The sequence below is a fragment of the Streptomyces sp. 15-116A genome (genome assembly GCF_025290915.1).
Lineage (GTDB): Bacteria > Actinomycetota > Actinomycetes > Streptomycetales > Streptomycetaceae > Streptomyces.
The window spans coordinates 1-15,497 of record NZ_JAOCQE010000151.1 but is presented as its reverse complement, the minus strand read 5'-3'; the positions used below and the strand labels follow the sequence as shown (position 1 = coordinate 15,497).

The window sequence follows — 15,497 nt, the reverse complement described above, 5'->3', positions numbered from 1 at the left end:
CGTCGGGGACGGCCTACTCGCCGTCCTCGGGCTTGTCCGCCTCGTTGATCTCCTGCTCCAGGCCCAGCTGCTCGACGAGCCACTTGTCGAACTCGATGGCGGCCCGCACCCAGCTGACCGTCGACGAGACGAAGTGCTCCAGGCTGACGCCCATGCCGATCAGCATCTGGGCCTCACCGATCAGACGGACGGTGCCGTCGTCATGGGTGTGCGTGTAGACCTTGGGCCACAGGGTGCGGCGGTTCCAGTCGTCGACGGACTCCAGCAGCTGGGGCTTCTCGTCGATCTGGTGCGGCCGGTCGTAGAACGTCCGCACGGAGAAGATCTGCTGGTCAGCCTCCCCACGGAACATGAAGTAGGTGCGGAACTGCTCCCACGGCGCCGCGAGGTCACCCTCGTCGTCGACGACGTACTTGAGCTCCATCTGGTCGAGGAGCTGCTTCACGAGGTCCTGATCCGGGACGACGGGGCCCGCCGGTCCTTGGGGCTGCGGCTCGGGCTGGCCCCCGAAGTTCGGAATCGAGGACGGGTCGATGCTCACCGTGTTTTTCCCTTCGTACGGATCCCGCCATCCTCCCCCATGCGGGGAGGGGGGTGGCAAGCCCCGACGGGCCTGTCAGCCCTGGGCTGACACGATCCGGTCAATCTTCGGGTGCCACCCGGTGAGCCATCGACACTTCCTCACTCAGAGTGACTTCGCGGTCGCCGGTCCGACCTGCAGCCCGTCGTCCGCGCGGGTCACGCGGACCGTGTCGCCGTCCTTGATCTCGCCGGAGAGGATCTCCTTGGCGAGCCGGTCGCCGATCGCGCTCTGCACCAGGCGGCGCAGCGGGCGGGCGCCGTAGGCCGGGTCGAGGCCCTCCTCCGCGAGCCAGGCCAGCGCCTCGGGCGTGATGTCCAGCGTGAGCCGCCGTTCGGCGAGCCGCTTGGCCAGCCGGTCGATCTGGAGCTTCGCGATCCGCTCCAGCTCGGGCTTGGTCAGCGCCGAGAAGACCACCAGGTCGTCGAGCCGGTTGAGGAACTCCGGCTTGAAGGACGCCCGGACCACCTCCAGGACCTGCTCCTTCTTCTCCGCCTCGCTGGTGAGCGGGTCCACCAGGAACTGGCTGCCCAGGTTGGAGGTGAGCACCAGGATGGTGTTGCGGAAGTCGACGGTCCGGCCCTGACCGTCGGTGAGCCGGCCGTCGTCGAGCACCTGGAGCAGGATGTCGAAGACCTCGGGGTGCGCCTTCTCCACCTCGTCCAGCAGCACGACGCTGTACGGCCGCCGCCGCACCGCCTCCGTCAGCTGGCCGCCCTCCTCGTAGCCGACGTAGCCGGGCGGGGCGCCGACCAGACGGGCGACGGAGTGCTTCTCGCTGTACTCGCTCATGTCGATACGGACCATGGCCCGCTCGTCGTCGAAGAGGAAGTCGGCGAGCGCCTTGGCCAGCTCGGTCTTGCCGACACCGGTCGGGCCGAGGAAGAGGAACGACCCGGTGGGCCGGTCGGGGTCGGCGATCCCGGCGCGGGAGCGGCGTACGGCGTCGGACACGGCCCGTACGGCCTCGCTCTGCCCGATGAGCCGCCGGCCGATCTCGTCCTCCATGCGCAGCAGCTTCTGCGTCTCGCCCTCCATCAGCCGCCCGGCCGGGATACCGGTCCAGGAGGCCACGACGTCGGCGATGTCGTCGGCGCCGACCTCCTCCTTGACCATGGTGTCCTTGGCGACCTCTTCCTCGGCCTCGCTGGCGGCCTCCAGGTCGCGCTCGACGGCCGGGATCTCGCCGTAGAGCAGCTTGGAGGCGGTGTCGAAGTCGCCGTCGCGCTGGGCGCGTTCGGCCTGGCCGCGCAGTTCGTCGAGCTTCTCCTTCAGCTCACCGACGCGGTTGAGGGACTGCTTCTCCTTCTCCCAGCGGGCGGTGAGGCCGCGCAGCTCCTCCTCCTTGTCGGCGAGGTCGCGGCGCAGCTTCTCCAGCCGCTCGCGGGAGGCCGCGTCGGTCTCCTTGCTGAGCGCCAGCTCCTCCATCTTCAGCCGGTCGACGGCGCGCTGGAGCTCGTCGATCTCGACGGGCGAGGAGTCGATCTCCATCCGCAGCCGGGAGGCGGCCTCGTCGACGAGGTCGATGGCCTTGTCGGGCAGGAAGCGGGAGGTGATGTACCGGTCGGAGAGGGTCGCGGCGGCAACCAGCGCGCTGTCCGCGATCTGCACCTTGTGGTGGGCCTCGTAGCGGCCCTTGAGCCCGCGCAGGATGGCGATGCTGTCCTCGACGGACGGCTCGGCGACCAGCACCTGCTGGAAGCGCCGCTCGAGCGCCGGGTCCTTCTCGATCCGCTCGCGGTACTCGTCGAGGGTCGTGGCACCCACCATGCGCAGCTCGCCACGCGCCAGCATCGGCTTGAGCATGTTCCCGGCGTCCATGGCGGAGTCCCCGCCGGCGCCCGCGCCCACGACGGTGTGCAGCTCGTCGATGAAGGTGATGATCTGCCCGTCGGAGTCCTTGATCTCGGCGAGGACGGTCTTCAGCCGCTCCTCGAACTCGCCGCGGTACTTGGCCCCCGCGACCATCGCGCCGAGGTCGAGGGCGACGAGCCGCTTGTCCTTCAGCGACTCCGGGACGTCACCCTTCACGATCCGCTGGGCGAGCCCCTCGACGACGGCGGTCTTGCCGACGCCGGGCTCACCGATGAGCACGGGGTTGTTCTTGGTCCGCCGGGACAGCACCTGCACCACGCGCCGGATCTCCTGGTCCCGCCCGATGACGGGGTCGAGCTTGCCCTCGCGGGCGGCGGCGGTGAAGTCGGTGCCGAACTTCTCCAGCGCCTTGTACTGCCCCTCGGGGTCGGCGGTGGTCACCCGCCGCCCGCCACGGGCCTTCTGAAAGGCCTCCTGCAGCTTCTTCGCACTGGCCCCCTGCTTCTCCAGCACCTCCCCGGCGGCACCGCCCTTGGCGGCGATCCCGATGAGCAGATGCTCCGTCGACAGGTACTCGTCGCCGAGCTCACGCGCGCGTGCCTGGGCGTCCGCGATGACGGCGAGCATCTCCCGGTTGGGCTGCGGCGGCGCGACGGTGGACCCGGTCACGCTCGGCAGCCCGGCGAGGACCCGCTCGGCCCCGGAGCGTACGGCCGCCTGGTCGGCGTCGACCGCGGCGAGCAGGTCGGTGATGTTCTCGTTGTCCTGCCCCTGGAGCAGGGCGAGCAGCAGATGGGCCGGGGTGAGGTCGGGGTTCCCCTCGGTCACGGCCCGATTGCCGGCCGCGTTGATCGCGTCCCGGCTCCGGTTGGTCAGCTCGGCGTCCACGTGTCCGTTCTCCTCCTTGCGGTGACCCTTCAGCGGCGGTGCTGGCTGACTCGGTCAACGTATACAAACTTGAGTCTATTCCACTCAAGGCTAGGGCGGGGAGGGGGCGGCGGGCTAGTTTCCGGCGGCTGGATCCGGGGCGGCCCGGGCCACGACCAGCCGACCGCCGCGGGAGCTGGATCCCGGCCCAGGCCGCCACGAGCCGACCGCCGTAGCCGACCGCCGCGGCAGCTGGATCCCGGCCCAGGCCGCCGCGAGCTGCCCGCTGGAGCTAGATTCCGGGCCATGACCACCATCAGCTCACCGCGGGACCCGGCCGCGCCGGACGCGGCGTATCTCGCCTTCTGGCAGGCCCGGCATCTGTGCACCCTGACCACCCTTCGCCCGGACGGCACACCGCACGTGGTACCCGTCGGTGTCACATACGATCCCGAGGCGCGCCTGGCTCGGGTGATCACGCGCAGGACGAGCAGGAAGGTGCGCAACGTCCTGGCGGCCGGACCGGAGGGCGCACCGGTGGCGGTGTGCCAGGTGGACGGTGGCCGCTGGGCCACGCTGGAGGGCCGCGCGTTCGTCCGCACGGACCCGGACCGGGTGGCGGAGGCGGAACGCCGGTACGCGGAACGCTACGGCCGCACCCCAACTCCGAACCCGTCCCGGGTGGTCATCGAGATCACGCTCACGCGGGCACTGGGCCACGCCTGAGAATTCCGTACGGCCGAACGACGAATTCCGGCCACGCGGCGAGGCCGGGACATAGGGCGTCGTAGGCCCTCGCAGGGCCACAAACTGCAGCGGCGTCACCGTGTTCAGGTCACGGTGACGCCGCTGCGGGGGGAAGCGCCTGAGCGATCTTTTACGACGGGGGAATCGCGTCAGGCACTGCGGGGGGTGGCAGAGAAGGTGCGGGCGGCAGGGGTGTCGGCGTCCACCTGCTGATGGTCCCGCTGGTCGAGATTCACAAAGATCATTCCGTACCGGATGGCACACCGCACGGGCTGCGGCGCACCCCGGGGCCGCCGCAGACACCGGTACGCCCGCACGTCCCCGTCCTCGTCCCGCGTGACGACGACCGGCTCCCCGAAGACGGTCACCATCAACGAGTCGCCGCTGTGGGGGATGGCGGTGACCAGGTCGATGAAGTGCCAGCCGGAACGGTAGGCGGTGGCCATTTCACGACGGAAGGAGCGGTCGTCGGGTGGAGTGGTCACGTCAGCCCCCGAGTTCCTTGGCTCGTGAGTTCGGCGAGGTGCTGCTGTCGGGTCCGTGCGTCTTCGCAGCCACCGACGGCCAGGCGCTGTTCGCCCGGACATCGTCCTTCACATCGGAGAGGCCACTCAGTGTCCCGAGGGCCACAACGGCGGAGAAGGCAGCGACAAGCACCGAGCGAAGCATTGTGTTACGCATAGTCGGCTTCGTCCTCACTTGAAGGTCCCCTTTCCCCCGTCGAGTAAGACGATGGCTCATTCGGGCACGTCATGGCCACACAATCGGTGCATCATGTTCCTGCATGTTCAGGACCCTGGGGGGTGAAGATTTGCCAGCAAATCGGACTAACGAGACACATCCCCACGGGATAGCCGACTTGTGCGACGAAGGCGGCCGACTGTATGCCGCCGCTCTGCGTACCGGCCGCATCTCTCGTGCCGATGCGGAAAACGCCCCCTGTCTGGTGGAACATGCCCTGCTGCATCCCGACCCGGACGATCCGAGCTGGCTGCGCCCCGTACCGCCGGTGGTGGCCCTCTCCCGGCAGCTCGGCCCTCTCGAGACCGAGATAGCGGACCGGCGCCGACGCGCAAGCGAACTCACGGAGATATTTCAGCCCTTCATGGCTCTGGGTAGCCAGGTTGCGGCAACAAGCGACTCCATCACTGTGCTGGAAGGCAGCGAGCGGATCAATGCCGCCCTGAACATGGCGACAGCGCAGTGTCAGAAGGAGATGCTCACCGTCCAGCCCAGCGACCGCCTTTCCGAGCGCAGTCTGCTTCTGGGGCTGGAACGCGACAAGCCGCTGATCGCACGGGGGATGCGCATCCGGACGCTCTACCAGCACACCGCGCGGTACAACCCGGAACAACTTGCTTACGCTGCCCGGCTGTCCGAAGGCAAGGCGGAGTACCGCACCATCGACGAAGTGGTGGAACGCCTGATCATCTGCGATGACACGGTTGCCTTCATCCCGGCCCGAGAAGACCAGCAAGTGGCCTTGGAGCTGCGCCACCCAGGCATCGTGCGCTACCTCAGCAAGCTCTTCGAATATCTCTGGGACCGCGCGGTGCCACTGAGCACCGGCACCCCGTACGAAATTGCCCCTGGCGGCATCACCGAGATCCAGCACTCCATAGCCAAATTGCTCATCGAAGGCCACGTCGACGAAGCCATCGCCCGCCGCCTCGGCATGAACGTACGCACCTGTCGGGCCCACATAGCCAAGCTCGCCTCTGCGCTCGGCAGCGGCAGCCGGGCACAACTAGGCTATTTGATCGCACAATCTGGCATCCTCAATTCGGAGGGGACCGCCAAGTGACCTCTGCGCCGCATGCGGAGCACGAGGAAGAGGTGCTGTGCACCGCAGGAGCTGTGCTGTACGAGCGCGCCATCCACGGCCGATCACTCACCAGCCGGGAAATTGAGCAGGCCCCCTGCTTAGTCAGACTCGGCCTCCTGCAGCCCGCCGTCGCGGACCCGGACGCATGGGAACCCCTGGCGCCGAGGCTCGGCCTGCATCGCCTTCTGCGCGCCTCCGCGGACCGGATCGCTCATGAGCGACGTGAGGAGGAGCGGTTGGTCAGCGCTTTCGCGCCCCTGCTCCTTGCCGGCGGACACGACGACATCCAAGCGACACCCACGCTCACGCTGCACACCTCGTTCAAACGCATCGGACATGTCATCGAGGAGACGATGGCCCACGCCTCCGAGGTCCTGGCCATCCAGCCCCGCAGCAGAACCACCCAGGTCAACCCCGCCTTCGACGAACCCGCCCTCCAGCGCGACCAGGCCCTTCTGGACCGCGGCGGCCGCATCCGCGCCCTCTACCAGCACACGCTGCGCCACGCCCCCAAGATCACAGCACGTTACGAGCGGCTGCGCGGTGACGTCGAAGCACGCACCCTCGACGAGGTAACCGCCCGGCTGCTCGTCTTCGACCGCACGGTCGCCTTCATCCCCGCGCGCGCCGACCGCGCCACCGCGCTGGAGATCCGGCACCCGGCGATCGTCACCTTTCTCGCCACCGCCTTCGACCGTCTCTGGCGCCTGGCCACCCCCATGTACCCCCAAGCTGTCCAGCCGCCGTCTCCGGACAGAATCACCCCCCGCCAACGCGCCATCGCCGAACTCCTCATCGAGGGCCACACCGACACCACCATCGCCGACCGCCTCGGCATGAACGTCCGCACCGCCCGCGTCCACATCGCCAAACTCGCCGCCACCCTCGGCAGCCAGAGCCGCGCCCAACTCGGCTACCTCATCGGCCAGTCCGGAATCCTCGACCAACAGGAACCGGAAACATGACCCCCACCCCACACACCGACCACGCCCCAGGCCACCTGTGCCCCGCAGGTACACGGCTCTACGAGCGGGCCCTGCAACACGGGCACTTGACCACCGACGACGCCAATGAGGCACCCTGCCTACTCGACACCGGCCTCCTGCACCCCGCCCTCGAAAACCCCGACCGGCTCCAACCCGTCGCCCCGGCCATAGCCCTGCAACGACTGCTCCGCTACACCGGAGAACGCATCGCGGAGGAACGGCGGCGCGAGGAACAGCTCGCCGAGGTGTTCCAGTCACTCGTGCGCGTCGGTGAAGCATCGGCGGAAGAGGGTGGCACTCCGCTCCTGAGCGTTCTCAGCGGCAAAGACCGGATCAATCAGGCCATCACCGAGGCCCTGGCCGGCGCGACGGAGGAACTGCTCTCCGTCCAGCCCCAGCTGAACTACCACAGCTCCGCATACGCCCGAGAAGCGCAAGCCCTGGCCATGCGCCGCGACCAGGCCCTCCTCGACCGCGGCGGCCGGATCAGAGCCCTGTACGCACACACTCAGCGCCACATACCAGTCGTCGTCTCGCGGTACGAGCAGCTGCGAGGCGATGCCCAGGCCCGCACGCTGGACGAGGTCACCGAGCGTCTCATCATCGTCGACAGAACCGTTGCCTTCATTCCCGCCGACAGGGACCGGGCCATGGCACTGGAGATCCGGCATCCGGCGCTCGTCGGTTATCTGACCGGCATGTTCGACCGCTTCTGGCGCCTCGCCACCCCCATGTACCCCCAAGCAGTCCAGCCGCCCTCCATCAACGGCATCACCGCCCGTCAGCGCGCCATCGCCGAACTCCTCATCGAGGGACACACGGACACCGTCATCGCCGAACGCCTCGGCATGAACGTCCGCACCGCCCGCGTCCACATCGCCAAACTCGCCGCCACCCTCGGGAGTCAGAGCCGGGCGCAGCTCGGGTATCTCATCGGACGGTCCGGGATTCTTGATCAGGCACGGTGACCGCCGGGGGCCGGGAGGCGTCCAGGCCCGCCTGGGCGATGCGGACGCCCAGCTGCGTGCGGCTCGCCGCGCCCAGGGTTTCCGACAGGCGGGCGATGTGGGCGCGGCAGGTGCGGACGCTGATGCCCAGGCGCTCCGCGATCACCGCGTCCTGGTGGCCTTCCGCCAGTAGCGCCGCGATGGACTGCTCGCGATGGGAGATGCCCTCGATGCCCGTGTCGGGGAGCGGGGCCGTCAGAGGGATGGCCAGGCGCCAGAGGCGGTCGAAGACCGTACCGAGATACTCCACCAGCGCCGGGTGGCGTAGCTCCAGCGCCATCGTGCGCTCCGCGTTCGCCGGGATGAACGCCACCGTGCGGTCGAAGAGGATCAGGCGCTCGATCACCTCGTCCAGCGTGCGTGCCTCCACCGCGTCGCCCATCAACTCCAGGTAGGAGAGCAGGCCGTGGCCATGGCGGGCCACGTGCGTGTAGAGGTCCCGCATGCGCACGCCCCGGCCGCGCAGCGCCATCGCCCGGTGCAGGCCCTCCGACAGCTCCGCCTCCCGGCGGATACCGCCGGGCTGGACCGTCAGCACCTCCGTCGTGCACGCCGCCGTCGCCTCGTCCATCGCCGCCTGGATCCGGGCGAGCCCGTCCAGCACGCGGATCGCCGGTCCCTCCGTGACGGCCGGCGACGGCGACCGCACCTGACCGCTCAGGCCCGCGTACCACTCGACGGCCTCCACCGCCGAGCCCACCCGGCGCCGGCTCGCGCTGATCTCGTCGTAGACCCCGCGCAGCAGCCGGGTCATGACCTCCTGCGGGGAGGTCGGCACCAGCCAGTCCATGTCGTCCGGGTCGGGGTGCAGCAGGGCGAGTTCCAGCAGGCACGGCACCGGTTCCGCGTCCCGGCGGGGCACGCGTCCGCGCCGTACGGCCCGGGAATACACCCGATCCCCGGCCTCGCACAGTCGGTCAGCACCGTGTGGATGCCCGTCCGTCCCGTGCCCGGCCATCGCCCATCCCACCCCCGGTTCAGCGTCTTTCCGCAGCGCAACTATGCGCGGACGATACGTGCTGCGCAACACGGCTCGGGCGCGAGGATGACCCGGAACGCCCACGCGAGTCCCCTTATGTCCACTCCCCCGGGACGGCCCGCTGCAACAAGATGAGGGTGGTGTTCGCGCGCACGGCGGTGGGATTGTCGGCCATGGGGGAATGCGAACAGCCAGGACGAGGACCAACAGCCAGGACGGGGAAGGGGCGTACCACTGTGACCGAGTGGGATGTCACCCAGCAGCCGGGCGCCGAGGCCGGTTCCACGATTCCGTCGGACGACGGCGAGACGCGGCGCGCCCGAGGCGGTGCGCGGTCGTGCCCGCTCACCGACCGCGAGCGGAAGTGGCTCGAACTGCTCGGCGAGAAGGCCCCGCCCGCTCCCCCCGCCCCCTGACCGCGCGGTCCCGGCCGTCCCCCCTGGCCGGGACCGTGCTCACACCGTCCGGCCGGAACGGCTACTTCAGGCCGATCGCGTCGCACGCCGCCTTGTACTTCGCCGTGCAGATGTCCGGCACCTCGTAGATGCCGTCCGCGACGACCGTGTCCTCGATGTTCTTCTGCGTCAGGGCGACCACGGGCACCAGCTGGGCCGGGATGTCCTTGTCCGTGGGGCTGTCGACGCGGTCGCGGGTCAGCGCGTCGAACTGGATGTCCTTGCCCTGGACCTTCGCGACGGCCATCTCCGCGGCGGCCTCGGCCTCCTGCGGGTAGGACTTGTACACGCTCATGTACTGCTCACCGGCGACGATCCGCTGCACCGCCGCCAGTTCCGCGTCCTGGCCGGTGACGGGCGGCAGCTCGGTCACGCCGGCCGCCTTCAGCGCCTCGATGGCGCCGCCCGCCGTGCCGTCGTTGGCGGCGTACACCGCGGCGATGTTCTCCGCGCCGATCTCGCTGATCGCCTCGGCCATGTCGGCCTTGGCGTTCTCCGGCTTCCAGTCCTTGGTGTCGTAGGACTTGGCGATCGTCACCTTGCCCTTGAGCTCGGACAGCGCGCCCGCCTTGAACTGCTTGGCGTTCGGGTCGGTCGGCGAGCCGTTGATCATGACGATCTTGTCGGTGAGGGAGACGTCGTCGCCGAGCTCCTCCAGCAGTGAGCGGCCCTGGACCTCGCCGACGAGTTCGTTGTCGAAGGAGATGTACGCGTCGATCGGGCCCTCGGCGAGCCGGTCGTAGGCGATGACCGGGATCCCGGCCTCCTTGGCCTTCTTCACCCCGTCCGCGATGCCGTGCGAGTCGACCGCGTCCAGCAGGATGACGTCGACCTGGTCGTCGATCATCTGCTGCAGCTGGCTCGCCTGCTTCTCCGCGTCCGCGTCCGCGTTGGCGTACACGACCTTGCCCTGGTTCTTGGTGAGGGACTCCACCTTGCGCTTGAAGATGGGGTAGTCGAACTGCTCGTACCGCGTGTTGGCCTTCTCCGGCAGCAGCAGTCCGACGGTGATGTCGTTGCCCTTCGTGGGGCTCGCGTCGTCGCTGCTTCCGGTCGCGTCGAGCACGCCGCAGCCGGCGAGCATGACGGACAGGGAGGTGGCGGCCACGGATATGGCGATACGACGACGCATGCGAAGGCTCACTTCAGGTACGTATTCGGGACGTGGGCACAGCAGTGCGACCCATGTGACTGAAAAGCCAACGCTTCAGGCACCATCGGCGTCAAGGGGAACCACTTAACGAGATGGACACAGCACGCTCCGCTGACGCTGTGAGGGTTCCGCGGACGCCCCGCGAACGAACCGCGACCGACCCGCGATCACCTGCGCATACGCCGTCCACAACGGCTTCACAGGTGGGTGCGCGCACGCGTGGGGCCCGGCGGCCGAACCCCGGCCGCCGGGCCCCATGCGGAATGCCGGACGCGCTCAGTCCGACTGCTGCTGCTGGCGCTTGGGGCGCCAGACCACCAGCGCGCTGGTCTGCTGGACCTGCTGGTACGGCACCAGGTCGCGCCGGTAGGAGGCGTGCACCGCGGCCTCGCGCTGGCGCATCGCCGCCGCCGCGCCGTCGAGGGCGTCCTCCAGTTCGGCCACGCGGGCCTGGAGCGCGGCGACCTGGTTCTCCAGTTCGATGATGCGCTTGATTCCGGCCAGGTTGATGCCCTCGTCCTGCGACAACTGCTGCACCTGGCGGAGCAGTTCGATGTCGCGGGCCGAGTAGCGCCGGCCCCGCCCGGCGGTGCGGTCCGGCGAGACCAGCCCCAGACGGTCGTACTGGCGCAGGGTCTGCGGGTGCAGGCCGGAGAGCTGGGCCGCCACCGAGATGACGTAGACCGGGGTGTCCTGGGTCAGTTCATACGGATTGCGTCGACGGCCGTCCATCGAAATCAAGCTCCCTTCGCGGCCTGGAACAGCTCCGCCCGCGGATCCTCGCCCGCGGTGGCCTCGCGATACGCCTCCAGCGCGTCACGAGCCTTCCCCGACAGGTCCTTGGGAACACTCACCTCGACGGTGACCAGCAGATCACCGCGGGTGCCGTCCTTGCGGACCGCGCCCTTGCCCCGGGCGCGCATGGTGCGCCCGTTGGGCGTGCCCGGCGGCAGCTTCAGCGTCACCGGCGGCCCGCCCAGCGTCGGGACCCGGACCTCGCCGCCGAGGGCCGCCTCGGGATACGTGACCGGGACGGTGACGGTGAGGTTGTCGCCCTTGCGGCCGAACACCGGGTGGTCGCCGACGTGCACGACGACATACAGATCACCCGCCGGGCCGCCGCGCTCGCCCGGTGCGCCCTTGCCGCGCAGCCGGATCCGCTGGCCGTCGCTGACGCCCGCGGGGATGCGCACCTGCATCGTCCGCGAGGACTTGGCCCGGCCGCTGCCCTTGCAGATGTCGCAGGGGGTCTCCGCGATCAGCCCGCGGCCCTTGCAGTCCGGGCACGGGTCGGTCAGGGAGAAACCCCCGCCGCTGCCCCGCGCGACCTGGCCGGTGCCGACGCAGGTCGGGCACACGCGCGGTGTGCCGTTCTTGTCGCCGGTGCCCGAACAGGCCTTGCAGGGCGCCTGGGAGGACATCCTGAGCGGGACGGTCGCGCCCTCGATCGCCTCGGTGAAGCTGAGCGTGACCTCGGACTCGATGTCCTGGCCGCGCCGCGGCTGCGTCCGCGTCCCCGCGCCCGCGCCGCCGCGGTTGAACAGGCCCCCGAAGACGTCACCGAGGCCGCCGCCGAAGCCGCCGCCCGCGCCCTGCCCGCCGGCCTGACCGCCGAACAGGTCGCTGAGGTCGAAGTTGAACGTGCCGCCGCCGGCGCCCGGCCCCGGGCGGAAGCCGCCGTTGCCGAACAGCGCGCGGGCCTCGTCGTACTCCTTGCGCTTCTTGGGGTCGCCGAGGACGTCGTTCGCCTCGGAGATCTCCTTGAACCGCTCCTCCGCCTTGGCGTTGCCCTTGTTGGCGTCCGGGTGGTACTCGCGGGCGAGCTTCCGGTACGCCTTCTTGATCTCGGCCTCGGTGGCGTCCTTGGGGACGCCGAGGACCTTGTAGTAGTCCTTCTCGATGAAGTCCTTGGTGCTCATCCCCGACGTCCCTCCTTCCCGTCGTCAGCTATTACGTCAGCCCTCCTCCGGGCCACCGCTCTCCTTGTTCTCCGCCGGCTCGGCCTTCTCCTCGGTACTCGTGTCCTCGGCGGCCTTCACCGTCTGCGCGCCCGGCTGCGGCTCGGCGACGGCCACCCGCGCGGGGCGGATGGTGCGCTCGCCGATGCGATACCCCGGCTGGAGGATCGCGACGCAGGTCGTCTCGGTTACGTCCGGGGCGTAGGAGTGCATCAGGGCCTCGTGGATCGTCGGGTCGAAGGGCTCGCCCTCCTTGCCGAACTGCTGCAGGCCCATCTTCGCCACGGTCGTCTCCAGCGACTCGGCGACGGACTTGAAGCCGCCGACCAGTTCGCCGTGCTCCCGCGCGCGGCCGATGTCGTCGAGCACGGGCAGGAGCTCGGTCAGGAGGTTCGCGATGGCGATCTCCTTGACCGCGATCCGGTCGCGCTCGACCCGGCGGCGGTAGTTCTGGTACTCGGCCTGGAGGCGCTGGAGGTCCGCGGTGCGCTCACCGAGCGCCGTGCGCACCTGGTCCAGCTGGGCCACCAGGGCCGCGTTCTGGCCCGTGTCCCCGGCCGGGGCCGCCCCCTCCTGCTCGGAGGAGCTGGGGGCGGCCTTCGGCTCGGCGTCCTCGGAAGCGGCGCCGGAGGAGGGGACGTCGGGCTGCTGCGGCTGCTGCTCGTCGAAGCCCGGGGTCTCCTCCGTCACGCGGCACCGTCCTTCCGCTCGTCGTCGACGATCTCGGCGTCGACGACGTCGTCGTCGGCCTTGGCCTCACCGGCACCGGCCGAGGCGCCGCCGGCGGCCTGCGCGCCCTGGGCGTCGGCGTACATGGCCTGACCCAGCTTCTGGGAGACGGCCGCGACCTTCTCGGTGGCGGTGCGGATCTCGGCGGTGTCGTCGCCCTTGAGCTTCTCCTTCAGCTCGGCGACGACGGCCTCGACCTCGGTCTTGATCTCGCCGGGGACCTTGTCCTCGTTGTCCGCGAGGAACTTCTCGGTCTGGTAGACGAGCTGCTCGCCCTGGTTGCGGGACTCGGCGGCCTCGCGGCGCTTGTGGTCCTCCTCCGCGTAGCGCTCGGCCTCCTCGCGCATGCGGTCGACCTCTTCCTTCGGGAGCGAGGAGCCGCCGGTGACGGTCATCTTCTGCTCCTTGCCGGTGCCGAGGTCCTTCGCCGTGACGTGCATGATGCCGTTGGCGTCGATGTCGAAGGAGACCTCGATCTGCGGGACGCCGCGCGGCGCCGGGGGCAGACCGGTCAGCTCGAACATGCCGAGCTTCTTGTTGTACGCCGCGATCTCGCGCTCGCCCTGGTAGACCTGGATCTGCACCGACGGCTGGTTGTCCTCGGCCGTGGTGAAGATCTCCGAGCGCTTGGTCGGGATCGTCGTGTTGCGCTCGATCAGCTTGGTCATGATGCCGCCCTTGGTCTCGATACCGAGGGACAGCGGGGTGACGTCGAGCAGCAGGACGTCCTTGACCTCGCCCTTGAGGACACCGGCCTGGAGCGAGGCGCCGATGGCGACGACCTCGTCCGGGTTCACACCCTTGTTGGCCTCCTTGCCGCCGGTCAGCTCCTTGACGAGCTCGGCGACGGCGGGCATACGGGTGGAGCCACCGACGAGGACGACGTGGTCGATCTCGTTGATGGAGATGCCGGCGTCCTTGATGACGTTGTGGAACGGCGTCTTGCAGCGCTCGAGGAGGTCCGCGGTCAGCTGCTGGAACTGGGCGCGGGTCAGCTTCTCGTCGAGGTGCAGGGGGCCCTCGGCGGAGGCGGTGATGTAGGGCAGGTTGATCGAGGTCTCGGTGGAGCTGGACAGCTCGATCTTCGCCTTCTCGGCGGCCTCACGCAGGCGCTGGAGCGCCATCTTGTCCTTGGACAGGTCCACGCCGTGGCCCGACTGGAACTGCTTGACCAGGTAGTCGACGACGCGCTGGTCCCAGTCGTCACCACCGAGGTGGTTGTCACCGTTGGTGGCCTTCACCTCGACGACACCGTCGCCGATCTCCAGCAGGGAGACGTCGAAGGTACCGCCACCGAGGTCGAAGACGAGGATCGTCTGGTCGTCCTTGTCGAGGCCGTACGCCAGGGCGGCGGCCGTCGGCTCGTTGACGATGCGCAGCACGTTCAGACCGGCGATCTCGCCGGCCTCCTTGGTCGCCTGGCGCTCGGCGTCGTTGAAGTACGCCGGGACGGTGATGACCGCGTCGGTCACCTTCTCGCCCAGGTACGCCTCGGCGTCCCGCTTCAGCTTCTGCAGCACGAAGGCGCTGATCTGCTGCGGGTTGAAGTCCTTGCCGTCCAGGTTGATCTTCCAGTCGGTGCCCATGTGGCGCTTGACCGACCGGATGGTCCTGTCGACGTTGGTCACGGCCTGGCGCTTGGCCACCTCACCGACCAGCACCTCACCGTTCTTGGCGAAGGCGACGACGGAAGGCGTGGTCCTGGCGCCCTCGGCGTTGGTGATGACGGTGGGCTCGCCGCCCTCCAGAACGCTGACGACGGAGTTAGTCGTGCCCAGGTCGATGCCGACCGCACGTGCCATTTCGATTCCTCCAGCTGACTTGAGTGGAACGGACTCAAGCATGCCTGACGCCCGACGCGGGGTCAACAGAGCTGAGTCTGCCCGACTCAACTCTTATCCATCCCTTACACGCAATAAGCGTCTGACCTGGGAGGATGCGGAGGTTGATCGGTTATGGAGCTCGAAAATGTGGGGCACGCGACGGTTCGTGCGGCACCTCGCGGAGTGCTTCGCCGGGCACCTCGCGAGGATCTCGTACCCCCCGCCGGGCCCGCACCGGGGGTTCCTCGGACGACCGGCTGCGCGGGACGCCGGGAAACCGCCCGAGACGGCCCTTGCGATCGCCGACCGTCCGGGGCCGGGGAGCGGCGAGCGCCCCTGCCTCGGGGCGAGGGCCGGCTGCGGCAACCGGCTGCCCGGCAGCTCGTCCGGCGGCCTCACGAGTACGACGCCCGGCGACGACACCACCGGCACCGCGGCCCCCGGGCCCCGCGGCAGTCCGTCCGCCGGGCCCCGCGGTCGACCGGTTCGAGGGGGGCTCCTGGACCGGTACGCGCACCAAGGCCAGCACGGTTACCACCGTAACCGCCGCTACCCAGCGGGCGCCGTCCGCCG

14 protein-coding genes are annotated in these 15,497 nt (G+C 69.4%); 5 read left to right on the top strand and 9 right to left on the bottom strand.

Translation table 11 applies throughout. The features are described from left to right. Nucleotides 1-13 precede the first annotated feature (13 nt). Entirely contained in the window at nucleotides 14-541 is a 528-nt protein-coding gene (locus N4P33_RS22285) for a YbjN domain-containing protein (protein WP_260828415.1), read from the bottom strand. 144 nt (nucleotides 542-685) lie between these two features. Continuing rightward, nucleotides 686-3,283 carry an ATP-dependent chaperone ClpB gene (clpB, locus tag N4P33_RS22280; RefSeq protein WP_260828414.1) on the bottom strand — a complete coding sequence of 866 codons (2,598 nt, stop codon included), beginning with the start codon at nucleotides 3,281-3,283 and terminating at the stop codon, nucleotides 686-688. A 285-nt stretch (nucleotides 3,284-3,568) separates the two neighbouring features. On the opposite strand from clpB, the gene N4P33_RS22275 reads away from it, so the two are divergent. After that, nucleotides 3,569-3,988, top strand: a complete 420-nt coding sequence (locus N4P33_RS22275; protein WP_260828413.1) for a pyridoxamine 5'-phosphate oxidase family protein — start codon at nucleotides 3,569-3,571, stop codon at nucleotides 3,986-3,988. A 170-nt stretch (nucleotides 3,989-4,158) separates the two neighbouring features. On the opposite strand, the gene N4P33_RS22270 is transcribed toward N4P33_RS22275, so the two are convergent. Continuing rightward, nucleotides 4,159-4,494, bottom strand: a complete 336-nt coding sequence (locus N4P33_RS22270) for a hypothetical protein (RefSeq protein WP_260828412.1) — start codon at nucleotides 4,492-4,494, stop codon at nucleotides 4,159-4,161. 299 nt (nucleotides 4,495-4,793) lie between these two features. Here N4P33_RS22270 and N4P33_RS22265 point away from each other — a divergent pair, with 299 nt between their 5' ends. The 3 genes from N4P33_RS22265 to N4P33_RS22255 are packed head-to-tail and all read left to right on the top strand — an operon-like array spanning nucleotide 4,794 to nucleotide 7,788. Beyond that, nucleotides 4,794-5,813 carry a helix-turn-helix transcriptional regulator gene (locus N4P33_RS22265; RefSeq protein WP_260828411.1) on the top strand — a complete coding sequence of 340 codons (1,020 nt, stop codon included), beginning with the start codon at nucleotides 4,794-4,796 and terminating at the stop codon, nucleotides 5,811-5,813. Further along, the gene (locus N4P33_RS22260) at nucleotides 5,810-6,799 is read left to right on the top strand and encodes a helix-turn-helix transcriptional regulator (protein WP_260828410.1); all 990 of its coding nucleotides are present in this window, start codon (nucleotides 5,810-5,812) and stop codon (nucleotides 6,797-6,799) included. Before N4P33_RS22265 ends, N4P33_RS22260 begins: the two co-directional genes overlap by 4 nt. Then, nucleotides 6,796-7,788 carry a LuxR C-terminal-related transcriptional regulator gene (locus tag N4P33_RS22255; protein ID WP_260828409.1) on the top strand — a complete coding sequence of 331 codons (993 nt, stop codon included), beginning with the start codon at nucleotides 6,796-6,798 and terminating at the stop codon, nucleotides 7,786-7,788. The genes N4P33_RS22260 and N4P33_RS22255 overlap by 4 nt, the downstream gene beginning before the upstream one ends. Here N4P33_RS22255 and N4P33_RS22250 read toward each other — a convergent pair. After that, on the bottom strand, nucleotides 7,751-8,785 hold the full coding sequence (locus tag N4P33_RS22250) for a helix-turn-helix transcriptional regulator (protein ID WP_260828408.1): 1,035 nt from the start codon (nucleotides 8,783-8,785) through the stop codon (nucleotides 7,751-7,753). The genes N4P33_RS22255 and N4P33_RS22250 overlap by 38 nt on opposite strands. Nucleotides 8,786-9,042: 257 nt before the next feature. Here N4P33_RS22250 and N4P33_RS22245 point away from each other — a divergent pair, with 257 nt between their 5' ends. Further along, nucleotides 9,043-9,222, top strand: coding sequence for a hypothetical protein (locus N4P33_RS22245; protein ID WP_260828407.1), 180 nt, complete (start codon nucleotides 9,043-9,045; stop codon nucleotides 9,220-9,222). Nucleotides 9,223-9,283: 61 nt separating this feature from the next. Here N4P33_RS22245 and N4P33_RS22240 read toward each other — a convergent pair whose 3' ends face one another. The 5 genes from N4P33_RS22240 to dnaK all read right to left on the bottom strand — a co-directional run bounded on the left by N4P33_RS22240 (nucleotide 9,284) and on the right by dnaK (nucleotide 14,903). Further along, nucleotides 9,284-10,393 carry a sugar ABC transporter substrate-binding protein gene (locus tag N4P33_RS22240; protein WP_260828406.1) on the bottom strand — a complete coding sequence of 370 codons (1,110 nt, stop codon included), beginning with the start codon at nucleotides 10,391-10,393 and terminating at the stop codon, nucleotides 9,284-9,286. Nucleotides 10,394-10,690: 297 nt separating this feature from the next. After that, nucleotides 10,691-11,146, bottom strand: coding sequence for a heat shock protein transcriptional repressor HspR (locus tag N4P33_RS22235; RefSeq protein WP_260828405.1), 456 nt, complete (start codon nucleotides 11,144-11,146; stop codon nucleotides 10,691-10,693). A 5-nt stretch (nucleotides 11,147-11,151) separates the two neighbouring features. Further along, nucleotides 11,152-12,333: a molecular chaperone DnaJ gene (gene dnaJ, locus N4P33_RS22230; protein ID WP_260828404.1), complete on the bottom strand. Its 1,182-nt coding sequence runs from the start codon at nucleotides 12,331-12,333 to the stop codon at nucleotides 11,152-11,154. Between the two features lie 36 nt (nucleotides 12,334-12,369). Next, nucleotides 12,370-13,062, bottom strand: coding sequence for a nucleotide exchange factor GrpE (gene grpE, locus N4P33_RS22225; RefSeq protein ID WP_260828403.1), 693 nt, complete (start codon nucleotides 13,060-13,062; stop codon nucleotides 12,370-12,372). Continuing rightward, a complete protein-coding gene (gene dnaK / locus N4P33_RS22220; RefSeq protein WP_260828402.1) occupies nucleotides 13,059-14,903 on the bottom strand; it encodes a molecular chaperone DnaK in 1,845 nt (614 codons plus the stop codon). The genes grpE and dnaK overlap by 4 nt, the downstream gene beginning before the upstream one ends. Nucleotides 14,904-15,497 lie beyond the last annotated feature (594 nt).

What these genes read in the sequence shown, in the direction of transcription:
- N4P33_RS22275 (WP_260828413.1), top strand. Translation starts at nt 3,569, where the DNA reads ATGACCACCATCAGCTCACCGCGGGACCCGGCCGCGCCGGACGCGGCG.
- N4P33_RS22265 (WP_260828411.1), top strand. Translation starts at nt 4,794, where the DNA reads ATGTTCAGGACCCTGGGGGGTGAAGATTTGCCAGCAAATCGGACTAAC.
- N4P33_RS22255 (WP_260828409.1), top strand. Translation starts at nt 6,796, where the DNA reads ATGACCCCCACCCCACACACCGACCACGCCCCAGGCCACCTGTGCCCC.
- N4P33_RS22250 (WP_260828408.1), bottom strand. Translation starts at nt 8,785, where the DNA reads ATGGCCGGGCACGGGACGGACGGGCATCCACACGGTGCTGACCGACTG.
- N4P33_RS22240 (WP_260828406.1), bottom strand. Translation starts at nt 10,393, where the DNA reads ATGCGTCGTCGTATCGCCATATCCGTGGCCGCCACCTCCCTGTCCGTC.
- N4P33_RS22235 (WP_260828405.1), bottom strand. Translation starts at nt 11,146, where the DNA reads ATGGACGGCCGTCGACGCAATCCGTATGAACTGACCCAGGACACCCCG.
- dnaJ (WP_260828404.1), bottom strand. Translation starts at nt 12,333, where the DNA reads ATGAGCACCAAGGACTTCATCGAGAAGGACTACTACAAGGTCCTCGGC.
- dnaK (WP_260828402.1), bottom strand. Translation starts at nt 14,903, where the DNA reads ATGGCACGTGCGGTCGGCATCGACCTGGGCACGACTAACTCCGTCGTC.